This window comes from Archangium gephyra (assembly GCF_042230915.1).
GTDB classification, from domain to species: Bacteria; Myxococcota; Myxococcia; order Myxococcales; family Myxococcaceae; genus Archangium; species Archangium gephyra_B.
On sequence record NZ_CP102578.1, the window covers coordinates 467,751 to 482,140 of the forward strand.

General features: G+C 69.1%; 12 protein-coding genes. 8 read left to right on the top strand and 4 right to left on the bottom strand.

Annotation, left to right across the window (positions count from 1 at the left end; genetic code table 11):
* Nucleotides 1-21 precede the first annotated feature (21 nt).
* Both NR798_RS01915 and NR798_RS01920 read left to right on the top strand, forming a co-directional pair.
* Nucleotides 22-1,686 carry a hypothetical protein gene (locus NR798_RS01915; RefSeq protein WP_375769665.1) on the top strand — a complete coding sequence of 555 codons (1,665 nt, stop codon included), beginning with the start codon at nt 22-24 and terminating at the stop codon, nt 1,684-1,686.
* A 2-nt stretch (nt 1,687-1,688) separates the two neighbouring features.
* The gene (locus NR798_RS01920; protein ID WP_375769666.1) at nt 1,689-2,723 is read left to right on the top strand and encodes an alpha/beta fold hydrolase; all 1,035 of its coding nucleotides are present in this window, start codon (nt 1,689-1,691) and stop codon (nt 2,721-2,723) included.
* A 51-nt stretch (nt 2,724-2,774) separates the two neighbouring features.
* On the opposite strand, the gene NR798_RS01925 is transcribed toward NR798_RS01920, so the two are convergent.
* Entirely contained in the window at nt 2,775-3,818 is a 1,044-nt protein-coding gene (locus NR798_RS01925; RefSeq protein ID WP_375769667.1) for a lipase family protein, read from the bottom strand.
* A gap of 208 nt (nt 3,819-4,026) precedes the next feature.
* Here NR798_RS01925 and NR798_RS01930 point away from each other — a divergent pair, with 208 nt between their 5' ends.
* Nucleotides 4,027-4,890 (top strand): DUF2381 family protein, encoded by an 864-nt coding sequence (locus NR798_RS01930; protein ID WP_375769668.1) that lies wholly within the window; start codon nt 4,027-4,029, stop codon nt 4,888-4,890.
* A gap of 636 nt (nt 4,891-5,526) precedes the next feature.
* On the top strand, nt 5,527-6,372 hold the full coding sequence (locus NR798_RS01935; protein ID WP_375769669.1) for a hypothetical protein: 846 nt from the start codon (nt 5,527-5,529) through the stop codon (nt 6,370-6,372).
* Between the two features lie 20 nt (nt 6,373-6,392).
* Here the strand turns inward: NR798_RS01935 and NR798_RS01940 are convergent, their stop codons facing one another.
* The 3 genes from NR798_RS01940 to alr all read right to left on the bottom strand — a co-directional run bounded on the left by NR798_RS01940 (nt 6,393) and on the right by alr (nt 11,204).
* Nucleotides 6,393-7,748, bottom strand: a complete 1,356-nt coding sequence (locus NR798_RS01940) for a cytochrome-c peroxidase (protein ID WP_375769670.1) — start codon at nt 7,746-7,748, stop codon at nt 6,393-6,395.
* Between the two features lie 98 nt (nt 7,749-7,846).
* A complete protein-coding gene (locus tag NR798_RS01945; protein WP_375769671.1) occupies nt 7,847-9,784 on the bottom strand; it encodes an FG-GAP-like repeat-containing protein in 1,938 nt (645 codons plus the stop codon).
* 214 nt (nt 9,785-9,998) lie between these two features.
* Nucleotides 9,999-11,204: an alanine racemase gene (gene alr / locus NR798_RS01950; protein ID WP_375769672.1), complete on the bottom strand. Its 1,206-nt coding sequence runs from the start codon at nt 11,202-11,204 to the stop codon at nt 9,999-10,001.
* A 182-nt stretch (nt 11,205-11,386) separates the two neighbouring features.
* Between alr and NR798_RS01955 the strand changes: the two genes are divergently transcribed.
* The 4 genes from NR798_RS01955 (at nt 11,387) to NR798_RS01970 (ending at nt 14,384) form a co-directional block, all read left to right on the top strand.
* Nucleotides 11,387-11,581, top strand: coding sequence for a hypothetical protein (locus NR798_RS01955; RefSeq protein WP_375769673.1), 195 nt, complete (start codon nt 11,387-11,389; stop codon nt 11,579-11,581).
* A 180-nt stretch (nt 11,582-11,761) separates the two neighbouring features.
* Nucleotides 11,762-12,994, top strand: a complete 1,233-nt coding sequence (locus tag NR798_RS01960; RefSeq protein ID WP_375769674.1) for an amidohydrolase family protein — start codon at nt 11,762-11,764, stop codon at nt 12,992-12,994.
* Between the two features lie 26 nt (nt 12,995-13,020).
* Complete coding sequence (locus NR798_RS01965) at nt 13,021-13,290, top strand: MoaD/ThiS family protein (RefSeq protein ID WP_375769675.1); 270 nt, start codon at nt 13,021-13,023, stop codon at nt 13,288-13,290.
* A gap of 2 nt (nt 13,291-13,292) precedes the next feature.
* The gene (locus NR798_RS01970) at nt 13,293-14,384 is read left to right on the top strand and encodes an exo-alpha-sialidase (protein ID WP_375769676.1); all 1,092 of its coding nucleotides are present in this window, start codon (nt 13,293-13,295) and stop codon (nt 14,382-14,384) included.
* Nucleotides 14,385-14,390 lie beyond the last annotated feature (6 nt).

The window sequence follows — 14,390 nt, forward strand, 5'->3', positions numbered from 1 at the left end:
CCCTCCGGAGACGAGACACGTATGACGTGGCGGTGGCTTCCTGAAGCAACCTGCAGGACCGCGGTACGCGGATGCGCGCTGGCGCTGACCCTGGGCTCGGCCGGGCTCTCCTTCCCCGCTTGGGGACAGAGCACGCCCCTGCCCGGGGCCTACGCCGGCTGGTACGAGGCCAAGAATCGCGAGGAGGACGCGGAGCCTCGCGAGTTCATCCTCATCAACTACTTCCTCACCCGCGTCTCGGCCACCAACCAGCTCGGCGACCCGACGGGCCTCAAGGGCGTGTCGCTGGGGCCCATCGGCGGGGTGGCCGGCAGTGCCGTGCGCGTGGAGAACGCCCCGGCCTTCTACGTCGAGCAGCGCTGGATTCCGGTCATCGAGTACAGCCCGCACTTCGTCGACGGCCTGGCCAGCTTCCGCGCCCAGTTCGAGGTGGACTACCTCTGGGGCCGCGCCGCCAATGCCGTGCAGCAGAACGAGGGCGGCGGCTTCAACGCCGACCAGGTCAACCTCCAGACGAAGAACGTCAACGTCGCCCTCTACCCGACGAAGAACCCCAGCCAGCTCACCCTGCTGATTGGCACCCAGCCCGTCTACGACTCGGTCTACGACCCGACGCGCGCCCCGCTCGGCGACATCATCCGCACCGGGTACAAGCTGGCCTTCCTGGGCAGTGACGCCACCGGCCTGTCCGTCTTCAGCAACCACCTCAAGGGCCAGTCGCGCCTGAGCCTGCTGCCCCTGGGCAGCGTGCAGGCGGACAAGGCGGAGCTCAACGATCCCCGCCTCAAGTTCGTCTGGCTGGGCATGGCCGACTACACCTACCCGGTGGCGCCCGGCACGAACGTGGGCGCGTCGCTGTGGTACCTGCGCGACGACACCAAGGGCGATGCCTACGCCTTCGAGGGCCTGGTGAAGAGCGGCCCGTCCTCCAGCAGCCTGGGCAACTTCACCGGCGCGCCGCGGCTGTCCATCGACCGGCCCTCCGGTTGGGTCGGCTGGGCGGGCCTCAACTTCAACCACAACATCGACTTCCGCACCGGCCGGTTCGGCGCCTCCGGCTTCGTCATGTACAACGGCGGCCAGTTCGTCTCCAACCGCGCGGACTCCACCCTCAACCGGCAGGTGGACATCAGCGGCCTGTCCGCCAACCTGGAGCTGCTCTACAACTTCGGGCGCACCAGCAGCGACCTGGTGACGCTCGAGGGCATGTTCTCCACGGGTGACGCGGACCTCGCCGACAGCCACTACTCCGGCGCCTTCACTCTCAACCAGTACGGTCTGCCGGGAGCGGTGTGGTTCAACCACAAGATGCTCATCCTGTTCCCCTTCACCAGCACCGTGAACAACTACACGGGCGCGGTGACGGACCTCTCCAACCAGGGCTTCGGTCTGCAGAGCGTCATCGCCACGGGCGCGTATGACCTCATCCCCAACAAGCTCAACCTCAAGCTGGGCGTGGGCCATGCGCGCAGCAGCATCACGCCGCCCGAGGAGACCGCGGGCGTGGCGCGCGGCCGGGTCATCGGCACGGAGATCAACGCCGAGCTGCGCTACACCTTCCGCTACCTCATGACCGTGGGCCTGCACGCCGGCTACGTGTTCCGCGGCGACTTCTACAACGGGAACCCGCGCGTCACCGCCAACCCGTGGGCCGCCTTCACCACCTTCACCTGGTACGCGTTCTGACCATGAAGACTCGTGCTCTGGCCCTGCTCGCGCTCGCGAGCCTCTCCACCGGGTGCGCCACCTCGTACGCCGAGCGCCCACCCCTGTCCTTCCAGGACTTCGACTACTCCTCCCCCGACGGCAAGCCCTGGCCCCTGAAGCGCCTGGCCCTGCCCGACACCGCCGCCCTCCACGGCACGAAGCTGGTGCCCGAGGTCGCCTACGTCGAGCTCAACCCCGAGGGACAGCAGACCGTCCTCTTCATCCACGGCCTCGGCTCGTACCTGAAGTTCTGGCGCTACCAGCTCGACGCCTTCGCCGCCCAGGGCTACCGCGTCATCGCCGTGGACCTGCCCGGCTTCGGCAAGTCCGACAAGCCCGCCTCCTTCCCCTACACCATGGAGGCCATGGGCGATGCCGTGCACGAGCTCGCCCAGAAGCTCGGTGTGCAGAAGCCCATCCTCGTGGGCCACTCCATGGGCGGGCAGACGTCGCTCTCCTACGCCCTGCGCTACCCCGAGGACGTGAAGGCGCTCGTGCTCACGTCCCCCGCCGGCTTCGAGAAGTTCAGCGCCCGGGAGAAGGCCTGGTTCAAGCGCTCCTTCAGCACCGCCCTCATCAAGGGCTCGCCCGAGTACGGCATCTGGGGCAGCGTGCGCCAGAGCAACTTCGAGCGCTGGCGGCCCGAGCTCGACTGGCTCATCGAGGAGCGCGTGCGCGTGGCCAAGAGCCCCGAGTTCGACTCCTACGCCTATGCCAACGTGCGCACCGTGGATGGCCTCGCCCACAACGACTTCGTGCGCGACAGCCTGAACCGCGTCTCCGTCCCCACCCTCATCATCTACGGCGAGGATGATCGCCTCATCCCCAATCCCTTCCTGCACGGGGGCGAGGTGCTCGAGGTCATGCGCTACGGCCACGAGAACATCCCCGGCTCGAAGCTGGTGGGCCTGGAGCGCTGCGGCCACACCGTGCAGATGGACTGCCCCCAGGACTACAACGCGCAGGTGCTCGCGTTCCTCGAGGGGCTGGAGTCCGGCGGCGCTCCCCAGCCGTAAAGCCAGACACCGGAGCGGGGGACATCCAGACGTCCCCCGCCCGGCGCGCCACTACGGGATGTAGTGGTTCTTCACCATGTTGAACTGCACGTTCTGCGTGAGGTCCTTCGAGTTGAAGTGCCCGTAGGGGTAGGCCGAGTACACCTTCTCGCCCGTCTGCCCCGGGATGCGCGAGGTGTAGCTGCCGTACACGAGATTGTCGTAGCCGATGATCTCATCCGCGGTGGACCAGATGGTGTAGCGGTAGGCGCCCTCGTAGCCGCTGCTGGCCAGCAGGTTGTTGAGGTACGCCGAGCGGCCGCTCACGCCGATGCCATTCCAGTAGCCCGGGTACAGGCCGTTGGTGCTGCCGCACGTCGGGGTGCCGGGGCCCGTCTGGTAGCAGGAGACCAGGCCCAGGTTGGCGCCCGCGATACCCACGAAGGTGTCCACCGAGGACGTCAGCGGCGCGCCGATGTAGTACTGGCCACCCTCCAGCGAGTCCGTGGCGTAGCCGCCGAGCACCGCCTTGCGCGCCAGCGTCACGCCCATGGAGTGCGCGACGATGTCCACCTTGGCGGCGCCCGTATAGGCCTTCACCGCCTCGATGAACTTGCGCACCTTCATCACGTTCGTCTTCGAGTGGTACTGGTACGCCGACAGCGAGGCGTCCGCCGGGCCCCACGTCGTCGCGTACAGCTCGCTCGGCTTGTAGCCCTGCGACTGGAAGTACTCGATGGAGGCATTCCAGCCGGACTGGCCCGAGGTGCCCGTGCCAATCGCCTTGTCCGAGTTGCCGTGGATGAAGATGACCGGCTGGTTCACCACCGTGTCCGTGCTGCTCGCCTTGCCACCGTAGCTGCCGCCCACCAGGTCCGCGCGCACCAGGTTGTACGCGGGCTCGTAGCCGTTGTTCGTCAGCCACGTGCGGAAGTGCGAGGTAAAGCCAGACGTGGACACCGCCGCCTGCTGGGTGCTGCCCGTCTCCTCGGCGGGCGCCGCCTGCTGCGCGGGGGCCTCGGCCGGGACGTCCACCTCCTCGGCGGGACCGCAACCAGCAACCAGCGAGCCCAACAACAGCGCACCCGTCAGTGTGAGGGAATGACGCAGCCGCATGATTGATACTCCTTGTTTTTGGGTGGGAGCATGCGTGCACGGGGTCTGTGCCGCATTGCACGATTATAACGTTTTTCACGTTTCATTGCCCGTGCGTTGTAGTTGATGGGTGCACGAAAGGCTGACCTGTCCCCTCGCCATGTCAGGGCCTGCTGCGTAGGTTGGGTGACGCATGAGGTCAGGACTCGCGGAGATGACTCTCTGCGTCATGCTGCTCCTGACCACGCGTGTCTCCGCTGAGGGGCAGGAGGCGCGGCAAGGCTTACGTAAGCCGAGGCTGCGCGCAGTCCGGGTGACGGGTGGGGCCGAGGAGGTACGCGTGGCCGCCAGGACGGCGACGCGGATCCGTTTCGACACCGCCCTGGACGCGCAGCGCACGCGTCTGGAGGACGGGCTCGGACGTTTCGAGCCGTTGGTGGTGGGCAATGGCTTCCTCGTCGTCACCCCGCGCGAGGAGCTGCCCGGCGGCGAGCGCGTGATGCTCCGTGCCGTGCTCTCCGATGGCACCGAGGTGCCCTTCGTGCTCGCCGCCAGCGACTCCGAGGTGGACGTGCAGGTGCGCGTTTCCCGGTACGTGCCCGCGCCGGCCCGGGTGCCCGAGTCGCCCACGGTGGTGTCCGCGGTGTGGCGCGAGCGCGCGGGGGAGCCGCGCAGTGCCCTCGTGCAGTGGCCCGAGCGGCGGCGCTCCCGCGGGGGCGAGGGCCAGGCCGGACGGCTCGCCGAGTCCATGCTGGTGCTCGCCGCGCGCTCCGCGCCGCCGCCCCCGCTGGGCGCGTGGCGGCCGGGCGCGGGGCTCGAGGTGGAGCGGCGCCTGTTCCACTCCGGAGGCCTGTCCGGCTTCGTGGTGCGGGTGCGCAATCCGGACCCGCTGCGGCCCTGGGAGCCCGGCCAGGTGCGGGTGCGTCATGCGAAGGGAGGAGGGGAGGTGGAGGTGCTGGCCCTGCGCATGGGGCCCGGGCCGCTCCCGCCGGGTGGCTGGGGGTGGCTCGTCATCGTCACTCCGGCCCTGCCCGAGGACGGACAGGCCCGGTTCGAGCTGGAGCTGCGGGGTCGGATGGGCGTCGCGCTGTGAGCGCAGTGCCGTGAGTGCAGTCGTGAGCCCGGAGGACGTCATGGAAATGAACAGGAAGACGTACTGGCGCCGTTGGATGTTGGCCATTGGCGCTGCCGCAGCTCTCGCAGGAGGCGCCGCCTATGCGATGCAGAAGGAGTGCTGGAGCTGCTCGCCCTGCGGGAGCGCGCCCGATGGGGGCTACATCATGTGTTGCGAGGTCAACGCGTGTTGAGTGAAGCGATGGGGTCATGAAGATTGGTGCGGAACCGTGGCACGCCTCCCTCGGATAATCCGGGGGATGTGTCCCAAAGGCCCATCGCACCGTGAATGGAACGCCACCTCACGGAGGGGATGACATGAGAGGCGCAGCACATGCGTGAGCGGACACGGCCGAAGCGTTTCGCGCTCGCGTTCGCTTTCGGAGGCATGGCGGTTTTCCTCTGGCAGCTCGCCACCGCTTCTCCCGGCCCCTGGGAGCCCCCCGACGGCCCCCTCGTCCTCCCCCGCCAGCCCGCCCGGCCTCGAGCCCTCCTCAATGGAGCCTCCGTGCTCGATGCCAGCTTCGCCGCCTCGTCCGCCTCGCGGCTGGTGAAGGCCGTGCCCTCGTGGATGCAGTCCCGCCCCTTATATGGCGAGCCGGCCGCTCCTCCCGAGGTGCCTTCTTCCCTGCCACTCCCTTCCACCGCCGTGCTGCCCCTGTCCTCGCAGGAGCTCGCCCCGGACGGGCTGCCGGTCTCGGCGATGCGCTGCACGCGGACGGGCGAGGGGCTCGACTGTGGAAGCTGCCGCACCGATGGGGACTGTCCCGCCGGGCAGGGGTGCGTGGCCAACCGCGAGACGCGCCGCTTCGAGTGCATGGCCTCCGAGTGCGAGGTGGATGCGCACTGCTTCCCCGGCACCGTGTGCCGCTCCCTCACCACCGGCGCCACCGGCACCGTCGTCCGCCGCTGTGCCCCCGAGGGGGTGCGCGGAGAGGGCGAGTCCTGTGACGCGCTGCCCGTCTCGCCCGCCAGCTCCTGCCGCGAGGGCCTGCGCTGCGTCAACCAGGTGTGCTCCGTGCCGTGCTCGCTCGACGGCAGCATGCGCTGTGGCCCGGGTTTCGTCTGCACCGACAGCTTGGAGGGCCCGGGGTGCTTCCCGGACTGTCAGCGGCTCGGCTGCCCGGACGGGCAGGAGTGCAGCCGCGTCCGGGAGGACGAGTACCAATGTCTCGAGGCCTCCCAGGGGGATTGCCGCGTCACCCCGTGCCCCGAGGGCGAGCGCTGCAACATGCGCATGTCCCGGGGCCGGGCCGTCTTCTGGTGCGCCCAGGTCTGCAACCCCATGTTTCCCGACTCGTGCTCCGCCGGGAACGTCTGCGGCATGGGCAGCGCCACCGAGAGCACCTGCTTCCGCCAGTGCGACCCCGTGGACCCCGAGGCCTGCGGCCCCGGGTGGTCCTGCTCTACCGTCACCGAGGACATGTCTGTCTTTGGGTGTACCCCGGCGTTGGGACGGTAGGGTGCAAGCGAGGGCTCCGCTCAGCGCTGGAAGTAGCCATCCGAGAGGGTCCTCATGAAGGCGACGATGGCGGCCTCCTCCTGGGGCGAGAGGCCCAGGTTGCCCAGTTCCTTGGTGTTGAGGTTCATCCCCACCTCCGGCGGTGGCCAGCAGTCCTCTCCGGGCGTGCCGGGGAACCCGGGCAGGCACACCGGCAGCACGTCGCGCGTGTTGTAGAAGTGCACGATGGACTCGAGGCTCTTGAAGTAGCCGTTGTGCCCGTAGGCCTTGATGAACCCGGGGTAGGGCCGCTTGTCCACGTTGCGCAGCGTGGGGACCTTCACCTTGCCCAGGTTCTCCCGCGCGAAGGGCCTCCACTCCTCGCGCGTCTGCAGGAAGGCGCCCAGCCCGTAGTCCACCCAGAAGGGCCCCTGCGGATTGAACTCGCGCTGCCAGTACCACGGGTTGAGCAGGTTCTGCGGTGTGCCCAGGTTGTCGTACGTGAAGTCGGTGAAGAGCGGCGGCTCGCCCCGGGGACCCGGCCGGCTCGGGTGGCAGTTGGCGCACTGGCCCTTGCCCTCGAAGAGCTTCAGGCCCCAGCGCTCCTGGTCCGTGAGCCTGGCCTTCCCTGCCAGCCACGCGTCGTACCGGGAGGTGAAGGCGTTGACCTCCGGCGAGTCCTCGTAGGCCGCGATGGCCAGGGCAATGGAGTCATAGGCACGCCCCACGTCCGCGCAAATGCGGGAGCCGTAGACGGAGCGGAAGAGGCCCGCGTAGGGACCCTGGCAGACCTTGGCCACCACCGAGGCCTCACTCGGATTGTTCTGCTCCACCGGGTTGAGGAAGGGGCCCTGCGCCTGGTCCGCCGCGGGGTTGCCCAGCTCCTCCCCCGTGGCGCGCCCATCCCAGAAGTTGCCGCCCACGAAGCGGGCCTTCCGGGGATGCTCGCGATGGAAGATGGGCGCCGGGGTGGCATAGGCGGACGAGGGCGGCTTGCGGTTGCCGAAGCGCCCCTGCACGGCGCCCTCGTAGACCGCGCCGGTGGCGTTGATGTGCTGCTCCGGCCCCGTCCAGCCCACGGTGGGCCCGTGACAGACGGCACAGGCCTGGCCGGGAGGCTCCGAGAGCCTGCGATCGAAGAAGAGGAGCTTGCCGAGCCGCTCCACCGCCGTCAGCCGCTCCCGCTCCGCCGGGCCCGCGGACTCCGGCGAGTCCTCGAGCGCCAGTGTGGACTCGAAGACGGCCTGCGCTTCCTCGGCTGCCGAGCGCAGGGGGGCCGGTGCGGCTTCGGTAAGCGTGTCCAGGGACTCCACTCGAGGGGAGGCGTCCGGGGCGAACTGCGGCTCACAGGCCAGCAGTCCGCCCGTGAGCAGTGGGAGAAACCATACACGTCGCATCCGCGTCACCTCGGTCAGCAGGGGCGCCTACGGTGCGACTCCTCCCGGGTGCCAACCATCGGCCCGGGGATGGGGTGCGATGTGGGTTGCTGGATGACTCAGTACCGGGACAGGTAGGCGCGGGAGCCGCCGTCGCTCGCGCCATGGTTCCAGTAGATCTGGTCCGCCGCCCCGCTGCCGTCGAGGTCGGCGAAGAAGTACTGCGTGTTGGCGGACTGGCTGTAGCCCGGGTTGTTCATCAGGGGGCCGCCCGAGAAGCCCGTGGCCGAGCCGAGGTACACCTGGATGCGGCCCTCGCGGTAGTCCGGGCGCCAGAAGATCTTGTCGGCGTGGCCGTCACCGTTGATGTCGGCGAAGGCGAGCCGCGTCTCGGGTACGCCGCTCGAGCCGCCCGTGTGCGAGGTCAGGAAGGTGAACGTGCCGTTGCCGTTCGAGGCGTAGACGCGCGTGCGCCCCGAGTCCGCCGTGGGATCCCAGAGGATCTTGTCCGCACGGCCGTCACCGGTGACGTCCGCGAAGTAGAAGTGCGCGTCGGCGTTCTGGCTGCTCCCGGCATCGGTGTTCGTGTTGGACCAGGCGAACGTCCCGTCACAGTTCGACAGGTAGATGCGCGCCCGGCCCGAGTCGAAGGTCGGATTCCAGTAGATCTTGTCCGCGCACGCGTCCCCGGTGATGTCCGCGAAATGGAACGTGGTCGCCGCGGACTCGCTCCCGCCGTTGTCGTTCGAGTTGGTCCAGCGGAACGTCCCGTCACAGTTCGACAGGTAGACCCGCGTGTGGCCCGTGTCGAAGGTCGGGTTCCAGTAGATCTTGTCCGCGCACGCGTCCCCATTCACATCCGCGAAGTAGAACGTCGTCCCGGTGGACGCGCTCCCGCCGTTGTCGTGCACGATCGCCGCCCCGAAGCTCCCGTTGCAGTTGCCGCGGAAGGCCTGGGTCGCTCCTCCCAGCAGCGTGGGGTTCCAGGAGAGTTTGTCCGCGCAGCCGTCTCCCGTCACGTCGGCGAAGTAGAGCCGCGTGCTCGCAGACGTCCCGTTGCCCTGGACATCCGTCGTCGAGCCCGCCTGGAACACCGCCGGACGGATGGTCGCCATCACCGCGAAGTGGTCCGACGGCGAGATGCCGTCGTACTCGCTCGTGTCGATGAGCGGGTCCGACGTGGTCATGTCCCCGCCACTCACGAGGATGTAGTCCAGCCGGTTGTAGTTGGTGCTCGGGCTCTTCCAGGAGCTGTTGAAGGTCGCCGTGCTCGCCGTCGTGGCTCCCGTGTGCCGCGCCGAGCGGTACAGCGCCGGTGAGCCCCCCTCGAGCATCGCGATGGAGTCGTCGTTCGCCGAGCTCGGGTTCTGCGGGTCGGAGTTGAAGTCTCCGAACACGATGACCGAGCGGCCCAGGGACTTCTGGGTGATGATGGCTCGAAGCTGTTCCGCGTTCTTCTCGCGCGCCAGGCCACAGCTCGCGCCATGCGCCGGATGCGAGTTGACCAGGAAGTACTGCCGGCCCGAGAGCTTGTCATCCAGCTTGATCCACGCCGCCGTCCGCCCCGATGCATTCGGATAACACGCGTCGGACGTGGCGTACGGATTGGTGATGCCGAAGTACCCCTGCACGTCCGTGCCCGCCGCCAGCGCGAACCGGCTCCGGCGATAGAAGATCATCTTCGGGCTTCCGTTCGGCGGCTTGTAGTAGTCGTACGCCGCCTGGAAGGCGTTGATCAGATCGTTCTGGATGGCCGCCGCCGACGCCTCCTGCACTCCGAAGATGTCCGGGTTCCTCGCCGAGATGAGCTTGATGACGTCCGGGCTCCGCTGCGTCCAGCTGTAGATGCCCGTGTCGTCCGCGTTCACCTGCCGGACGTTGTACGTCATCACCGTGAACGGCCGGTGGTCCACCGTCACCGCTGACTCGAACCCAGACGGCTCTCGCGGCTCCGGGGCGTCCAGTGTCGCGGGTCCACAACTGCTCCACAGCGTGCCCAGTGCCAGCAGGGCCGGGCCCTGGAGATTCCTGCGCAGCCAATTCGTCTCGAGCTTCATCGCTTCTCCTCGTGGGGATTGTCTCTTCCCTGAGGAGGGGATGACTGCGCTTCCATCTCAAGAAAATCGAGGAAATTGTGCGAAGTGGGTTTCGCGGGCCCATGACCCTCACCCCAGCCCTCTCCCAGAGGGAGAGGGGGCGTGACACGGGCTCAACCTGGGATTCGCGGCACCCTCACCCCGTCCCTCTCCCGGAGGGCGAGGGGATTTGGGCTCAGGGCACCACGACCCGGCGCAGGTGCGCTCCCAACCGCGTCGCGAACTCGTAGTGGATCGTCTGCGCCCAGTCCGCCAGGTTCTCCACGTGCAGGTGCTCGTCCCCGTCCTTGCCTATCAGCGTCGCCGTCAGCGGCCGCTCGTCGTGCGTCGCCCTCGTCACGTCCACGATGATGTGGTTCATCATGATCCGCCCCAGCACCGGGCACCGTCTCCCGTTCACCAGCACGTGCGCCTTCCCCGACATCAGCCGCGCGTAGCCGTCGAAGTACCCCACCGGGAGAATCGCCACCCGCGTCGCCTCGGGACACCGGTACGTGCACCCGTACCCCACGTAGCTCCCCGCCGGCAGCCACTTCACCACCTGGCTCGGACACCTCCACGACAGCACCGGCCTCAGCTCCGGCACCCGCCCCAACACCAGCCGCGCCGATAGCCTCGTCTCCGTCGACGGCCACAGCCCATACAGCGAGATGCCCACCCGCTGCGCGTCGTAACGCGCCCTCGGTAGCACCAGCGTCGCCGCGCTCGCCGCCATGTGCCGCTGCATCGGCTCCTGCACCGGCACGCTCGCCCGCAGCGCCATCAGCCCACCCTCGAAGATGTCGAGCTGCGACTCGGCGTACGTCTGCTCCGTCACGTCCTCCGTGTTCGCGAAGTGGCTCAGCACTCCCACCACCCGCAGCACGTCCGCCGCCTCGCGCAGGAAGTCCAGCTCGCCCCCCGCGATCTGCCCCGGCGTGAAGCCCTCACGCCCCAGCCCCGTGTCCACGTGCACGTGCACGTGCAGCGGCTGCTCCAGCTTCGCCCGGCGCAGCTCCTCCACCGTCTCCCTCCACGAGCCGTCCCCCACCACCACCTCCACCCCCGCCCGCGCCAGCGCCACCGCCTCCTCCGCGTCCGTGGCCCCGATGACCAGCACCTGCTTGCGCGTGAGGCCCTTCGTCTGCTCGAAGGCCCGCACCGTCAGCGCGTCCCCCGGCGTGATGAAGTACAGGACGTCCACCAGCGGGTGCACCAGCGGCAACATCTGCGTCAGACCGTGCCCGTACGCGTTGCCCTTCAGCACCGCTCCCAGCGCCCTCGGCCCTCCCGTGTCCGCCGACAGCTTGCGCAGCGTCGCCACGTTCGCCGCCAGCGCTCCCGCCGACAGCTCCAGCCTCGACGCCACCTTCCCGGCTGCCCCCGCAGTCACCTCGTGCATTCTCCGCCTGACCGTCCTTCGCGCCTCCCGGCGCACTGTGTGATTCTTCTTCTTCCAAAGCGTGCCGCATTGCACGTGCCATCCGAGCGGGCAGGCATGGGAGCGTCCGATGCTCAGCGTGGGGGGAGTCTCCTGGGGCCTCGCTCCGTCCGTGCCCATCCTCTCTGCCAGGAGGTCTCCCCATGAGCATCTGGCAGAAGCTGTCGTCGCGGTTCCGCGGGCATTCCGAGGAAGAGGCACCTCGTCCCGGTCCCGAGTCCCCCGGCATGACCTACGCCGACCTCGAGCGCGACAAGGACCTCAAGGAACGGCAGCTCTCCGGCGCCTTCGAGCCTCCCTTCGGCAAGGACGCCTCCGCCATCGAGCAGGACGAGTAGGGCGTACGGCGGGGAGGACGGGTACGGGCACCCTCACCCCGTCCCTCTCCCGAGGGGAGAGGGGATGGATGGCGAGTGAGGAGTCCTGTGATAGGTCGCTCGCTCGTTCCTCCTTCCTCCCTGCTCCCCATGCGCCTCCTGCTTGCACTCCTCGTCGCGATCCTCTGCGCCGTGCCTTCCATGGCCTCCGCCCAGGCTCCCGCTCCCACCGTGTTCCTCCTGCGCCCCGCTCGCGTCTTCGACGGCGTCTCCGCCAAGGCCCAGGAGGGCTGGGTCGTGCTCGTCCGCGGAGACCGCATCGCCGCCGCCGGGCCCGCCGCCCAGGTGACCGCTCCCCTCGGGACCGAGATCGTCGAGCTTCCCGGCACCACCCTCGTCCCCGGCCTCATCGAGGGGCACTCGCACCTGCTCCTCCACCCCTACAACGAGACCTCCTGGAATGATCAGGTGCTCCGCGAGCCGCTCGCCCTCCGCGTCGCCCGCGCCACCAACCACGCCCGCGATACGCTGCTCGCCGGCTTCACCACCGTGCGCGACCTCGGCACCGAGGGCGCCGCCGATGCCGACGTCGGGCTCAAGCAGGCCATCCAGCAGGGCATCATCCCCGGGCCCCGCGTCCTCGCCACCACCCGCGCCCTCGTCGCCACCGGCTCCTACGCTCCCAAGGGCTTCGCCCCCGAGTGGCATGTCCCCCAGGGCGCCGAGGAGGCCGATGGCGTCGATAACCTCATCCGCGCCGTCCGCGGCCAGATGGGCAAGGGCGCCGATTGGATCAAGGTCTACGGCGACTACCGCTGGGGCCCTCGCGGCGAGGCGCTCCCGTCCTACTCCCTCGAGGAGATGAAGCTCATCGTCCAGACCGCTCGCGATGGTGGCCGCCCCGTCGTCGTCCACGCCAGCACCCCCGAGGGCATGCGCCGCGCCGTGCTCGCCGGCGCCGAGAGCATCGAGCACGGCGATGGCGGCACCCCCGAGGTCTTCAAGCTCATGGCCGAGCGCGGCGTCTTCTTCTGCCCCACGCTCGCCGCCGGTGATGCCATCCACCAGTACGGCGGTTGGAAGAAGGGCACCGACCCCGAGCCCCCCGCCCTCCAGCAGAAGCGCGCCAGCTTCCGCGCCGCTCTCGCCGCCGGGGTCCCCATCTGCAATGGCAGCGACGTGGGTGTGTTCCCTCACGGCGACAACGCGCGCGAGCTGGAACTCCTCGTCGCCTACGGCATGACGCCCGTGCAGGTGTTGAAGGCCGCCACCTCCGTCAACGCCCGCATGCTCCACATGGAGGACCGCATCGGCCAGGTGAAGGAAGGGCTGCTCGCGGACCTCGTCGCCGTCGAGGGAGACCCCACCCGCGACATCTCCGCGCTGCGCCACGTCCGCTTCGTCATGAAGGGCGGCACCGTGTTCCGGCGGTAGTTCCTCCGATGCTAGGGTGCGCCGCCGTGCCGCGCATCTCCTTCACCTCGAGCCTCCAGCGTCATGTCCCGTGCCCTCCGGAGACGGTGGGCGGGGCCACTGTCCGCGAGGCCCTCGAGCAATACTTCGCCCGCCATCCCCAGGTGCGCGGCTACGTGCTCGATGAACAGGGCGCGCTGCGCCACCACGTCGTCGTCTTCGTCGATGGCGGCCAGCTCCGCGACCGCTCGGGCCAGCAGGAACCGCTCGGCGAGGCCGCCGACATCTACGTCATGCAGGCTCTCTCAGGGGGTTGATCTTGTCGGATCGCATCTTCGTCGCCACGCGCAAGGGTCTCTTCGAGCTCCGGCGCTCCCAGGGCCGGTGGCGCATCGCCCAGACGTCCTTCCTCGGCGACTCCGTCTCGCTGGTCGCGAAGTCCTCCGCGGAGGGCACCCTCTACGCCGCGCTCAACCTGGGCCACTTCGGCGTGAAGCTGCGCGCCTCCTCCGATGGGGGCCAGCACTGGGATGAGCTGACCGCCCCCGCCTTCCCCAAGAAGCCGGAAGGGCTCGAGGAGACGCTCCCCGATGGCAAGCCCTGGCCGTGGCGCGTCGAGCAGATCTGGGCCCTCGAGGCCGTGGACGGCACCCTCTGGTGTGGCACGGTCGGTGGAGGACTCTTCCGCTCGCGCGATCGGGGCCAGTCCTGGGAGCTGTGCCGTGGCCTCTGGGAGCACCCGCTGCGCAAGCAGTGGTTCGGGGGCGGCACGGACCTGCCGGGCATCCACTCCATCTCCCCGAATCCGACGAATCCCAACGAGCTCGTCGTGGGCGTCTCGTGCGGCGGCGCCTGGCTCACGCGCGATGGGGGCGAGCACTGGGAGGTGACCCTCGGCATGTTCGCCGCGTACATGCCTCCCGAGCTGCGCGAGAACCCCGCCATCCAGGATCCGCACAGGGTCGCGCGCTGCGCCGCGCACCCGGACCGCCTCTGGGTCCAGCACCACAACGGTGTCTTCCGCTCCGATGACGCGGGCAACCGCTGGGTTCCCATCCCCGAGAGCGCTCCGAGCGTCTTCGGGTTCGCCATCGCGGCCCACCCCTCCAACCCGGACATCGCCTGGCGCGTCCCCGCCGTGAAGGACGAGCAGCGGCTCCCCGTGGACGGCCGCGTCGTCGTCTCCCGCACCCGCGACGGCGGCAAGAGCTGGGAGGTGCTGCGCGAAGGGCTGCCCCAGGAGCACGCCTACGATCTCACCCTGCGCCACGCGCTCGACGTGGACTCGACTGGAGAGCGGCTCGCGTTCGGCAGTACCACCGGCTCGCTCTGGGTCTCCGAGAACGGCGGAGACTCGTGGATGCACCTCTCCGCGCACCTTCCCCCCATCTACGCCGTCCGCTTCGCCTGAGCACTC

What these genes read in the sequence shown, in the direction of transcription:
- NR798_RS01915 (WP_375769665.1), top strand. Translation starts at nt 22, where the DNA reads ATGACGTGGCGGTGGCTTCCTGAAGCAACCTGCAGGACCGCGGTACGC.
- NR798_RS01930 (WP_375769668.1), top strand. Translation starts at nt 4,027, where the DNA reads ATGCTGCTCCTGACCACGCGTGTCTCCGCTGAGGGGCAGGAGGCGCGG.
- NR798_RS01955 (WP_375769673.1), top strand. Translation starts at nt 11,387, where the DNA reads ATGAGCATCTGGCAGAAGCTGTCGTCGCGGTTCCGCGGGCATTCCGAG.
- NR798_RS01960 (WP_375769674.1), top strand. Translation starts at nt 11,762, where the DNA reads ATGGCCTCCGCCCAGGCTCCCGCTCCCACCGTGTTCCTCCTGCGCCCC.
- alr (WP_375769672.1), bottom strand. Translation starts at nt 11,204, where the DNA reads ATGCACGAGGTGACTGCGGGGGCAGCCGGGAAGGTGGCGTCGAGGCTG.
- NR798_RS01920 (WP_375769666.1), top strand. Translation starts at nt 1,689, where the DNA reads ATGAAGACTCGTGCTCTGGCCCTGCTCGCGCTCGCGAGCCTCTCCACC.
- NR798_RS01945 (WP_375769671.1), bottom strand. Translation starts at nt 9,784, where the DNA reads ATGAAGCTCGAGACGAATTGGCTGCGCAGGAATCTCCAGGGCCCGGCC.
- NR798_RS01940 (WP_375769670.1), bottom strand. Translation starts at nt 7,748, where the DNA reads ATGCGACGTGTATGGTTTCTCCCACTGCTCACGGGCGGACTGCTGGCC.
- NR798_RS01925 (WP_375769667.1), bottom strand. Translation starts at nt 3,818, where the DNA reads ATGCGGCTGCGTCATTCCCTCACACTGACGGGTGCGCTGTTGTTGGGC.